2 protein-coding genes and 1 tRNA gene are annotated in these 3,034 nt (G+C 65.3%); all 3 read left to right on the forward strand.

All coding sequences use genetic code 11. From position 1 onward, the window contains the following. The coding region (locus AB7E35_RS14830) for a DUF3458 domain-containing protein (RefSeq protein ID WP_428167840.1) at window positions 1–1,710 on the forward strand (1,710 nt) is incomplete at its 5' end. 21 nt (window positions 1,711–1,731) lie between these two features. Further along, entirely contained in the window at window positions 1,732–2,739 is a 1,008-nt protein-coding gene (locus tag AB7E35_RS14835) for a class 1 fructose-bisphosphatase (RefSeq protein WP_428167841.1), read from the forward strand. A 12-nt stretch (window positions 2,740–2,751) separates the two neighbouring features. After that, window positions 2,752–2,827: transfer RNA gene (locus AB7E35_RS14840), tRNA-Thr, on the forward strand. Window positions 2,828–3,034: the final 207 nt, after the last annotated feature.

Genomic DNA, 3,034 nt, shown 5'->3' on the forward strand with positions numbered 1-3,034 from the left:
TTCAGCATGGACATGGCGGGCAGCCCGTCCGCGCGCGCCGTCAAGCGCATCGAGGACGTGCGCGTGCTGCGCACCGTGCAGTTCCCTGAAGACGCGGGCCCCATGGCCCACCCCGTGCGGCCCGACAGCTACGTCGAGATCAACAACTTCTACACCGTCACGATCTACGAGAAAGGCTCGGAGGTCGTGCGCATGCAGCACAACCTGGTCGGCCGCAACGGCTTTGCCAAGGGGCTGAAGCTGTACTTTGAACGCCACGACGGCCAGGCCGTCACCTGCGACGACTTCGCCCAGGCCATGGCCGACGCCAACCCCGGCAGCGCGCTGGCGCAGCATCTGCAGCAGTTCAAGCGCTGGTATTCGCAGGCGGGCACGCCGCGCGTCAAGGCCGTGGGCCAGTACGACGCCGAGGCACGCCGCTACACCCTCACCCTGTCGCAAAGCTGCCCCGCCACGCCGGGCCAGTCGGACAAGCTGCCCTTCGTCATCCCGGTGGCGCTGGGCCTGGTGGGCAGCGACGGCCGCGCCCTGCCGCTGCAGCTGGAGGGCGAAGCTGCCGCCGGCCCCGCCGAGCGCACCGTGGTGCTGACCGAGACCGAGATGACGCTCACCTTCGTGGATGTGGACACGCCGCCCGTGCCATCGCTGCTGCGGCACTTCAGCGCACCGGTCATCCTGGATTGCGAGTACAGCGACGCCGATCTGCTGACCCTGCTGGCGCACGACAGCGACGCGTTCAACCGCTGGGAAGCCGGCCAGCGCCTGATGCTGCGCATTGCTATCAATGCGATAGCTGACAGCGCCCTATCCATAAGCGCTAGCGGCCAAATCGACCAAGACCTCTTGCCCGCAGCCCTGGTGCAGGCCATGCGCGACGTGCTGCGCAACCCCACGCTGGACGCCGCCTTCAAGGAGCTGGTGCTGACACTGCCGTCCGAAAGCTACATCGCCGAGCAACTGGACGTGGTGGATCCGCAACGCGTGCATGCAGTGCGCGAAGCGCTGCGCCAGCAACTGGCCACCGCATTGCACAGCGACTGGGCCTGGGCCTGGGAGCAGCACCAAGACACCGGCGCCTACCGCCCTGATGCCGTATCCGCGGGCCGCCGCGCCCTGGCTGGCCTGGCGCTCCACATGCTGTGCCTGGCCGCACGCACCAGCGGCGATGCCGTGTGGCCCGGCAAGACCTATCAGCGCTGCAAGGATGCGGGCAACATGACCGACCGCTTCAACGCCCTGGCTGCGCTGGTCAGCAGCGGCCACGAGCTGGCGGCGCCCGCGCTGACGCGCTTTCACGCGATGTTCAAGGACGACGCCCTGGTGCTGGACAAATGGTTCGCGCTGCAGGCGGGCGCGCCCGACCGCGGCGGCAATGTGCTGCCCGCCGTGCGCCAGCTCATGAAGCACCCGGACTTCCACATCAAGAACCCCAACCGCGCGCGCAGCGTGATTTTTAGCTATTGCAGCGCCAACCCGGGCGGCTTTCACCGCGCCGACGCCGCGGGCTACGTCTTCTGGGCCGACCGCGTGCTGGAGCTCGACAGCTTCAACCCGCAGGTCGCGTCGCGCCTGGCGCGCGCGCTGGATCGCTGGAAGAAGCTGGCCGAGCCGTACCGCACCGCCGCCCGCGAGGCCATCGCCCGCGTGGCCGCCAAGCCCGACCTGTCCAATGATGTGCGCGAAGTCGTCACCCGCGCCCTGGCCGATTAAAGATCAAAGAAAGGCTTTTCCATGACCCAACGCATCAGCTTCACCCGCTACCTTGTCGAGCAGCAACGTGTGGACGGGCGCATCCCGCCCCAACTGCGCCTGCTGCTGGAAGTGGTGGCCCGCGCCTGCAAGCGCATCAGTTTCGCCGTGAACAAGGGCGAACTGGGCGACGTGATGGGCAGTGCCGGCACCGAGAACGTCCAGGGCGAGGTGCAGAAAAAGCTGGACATCATCGCCAACGAAACCCTGATCGAAGCCAACGAATGGGGCGGCCACCTGGCAGCCATGGCCAGTGAAGAGATGGAGGGCATCTACGTGGTGCCCAACCGCTACCCGCAAGGCGAATATCTGCTGATGTTCGACCCGCTGGACGGCTCGTCCAACATCGACGTGAACGTGAGCATCGGCACCATCTTCAGCGTGCTGAAGAAGCCCGAGGGCCACCCCGGCGTGCTCGACAGCGACTTCCTGCAGCCTGGCAGCCAGCAGGTGGCGGCCGGCTACTGCATCTACGGCCCGCAGACCACGCTGGTGCTGACGGTGGGCGACGGCGTGGCCATGTTCACGCTCGACCGCGAGCAGGGCTCCTTCGTCCTCACCCGCGAAAACGTGCGCATCCCCGAGGACACCAAGGAATTTGCCATCAACATGAGCAACATGCGCCACTGGGACGAGCCCGTGCGCCGCTACATCGACGAATGCCTGCAAGGCAAGGAAGGCCCGCGCGGCAAGGACTTCAACATGCGCTGGATTGCCAGCATGGTGTCCGACGTGCACCGCATCCTGTGCCGCGGCGGCATCTTCATGTACCCCTGGGACAAGCGCGAGCCCCACAAAGCGGGCAAGCTGCGCCTGATGTACGAAGCCAACCCCATGGGTTGGCTGGTCGAGCAAGCGGGCGGCGCCGCCACCAACGGCAGGCAGCGCATCCTGGACATCCAGCCAACACAGTTGCATGAGCGCGTGAGCGTGATCCTGGGATCGAAAAACGAAGTCGAGCGCGTGACAAGCTACCATTCAACGCTATAATTCTGGGCTTACGCCGGTGTAGCTCAGTCGGTAGAGCAGCTCATTCGTAATGAGAAGGTCGGGTGTTCGATTCATCTCTCCGGCACCAAGTCAACAAAAGAAACCCCGCTATCTATTCGATAGCGGGGTTTTTTGTTTTTTGCCCCTTACAGACTGTTTACAAACCGCCGGATCAGATACAGCTGTCTCAAGCTATCCAAGAGAGCCGTCCGAACGGGAAGAACCCCGAGACGCACTGGACAACCAATGGCACCTCAGCACGAAGACGCACGTCGGCACGGGTGCCGGCTCGCGC

The sequence above is a fragment of the Diaphorobacter sp. genome (genome assembly GCF_050251835.1).
Lineage (GTDB): Bacteria > Pseudomonadota > Gammaproteobacteria > Burkholderiales > Burkholderiaceae_C > JBFXIE01.

Excerpts from the sequence above, each read along its gene's own strand:
- AB7E35_RS14835 (WP_428167841.1), top strand. The coding sequence starts at position 1,732 with ATGACCCAACGCATCAGCTTCACCCGCTACCTTGTCGAGCAGCAACGT.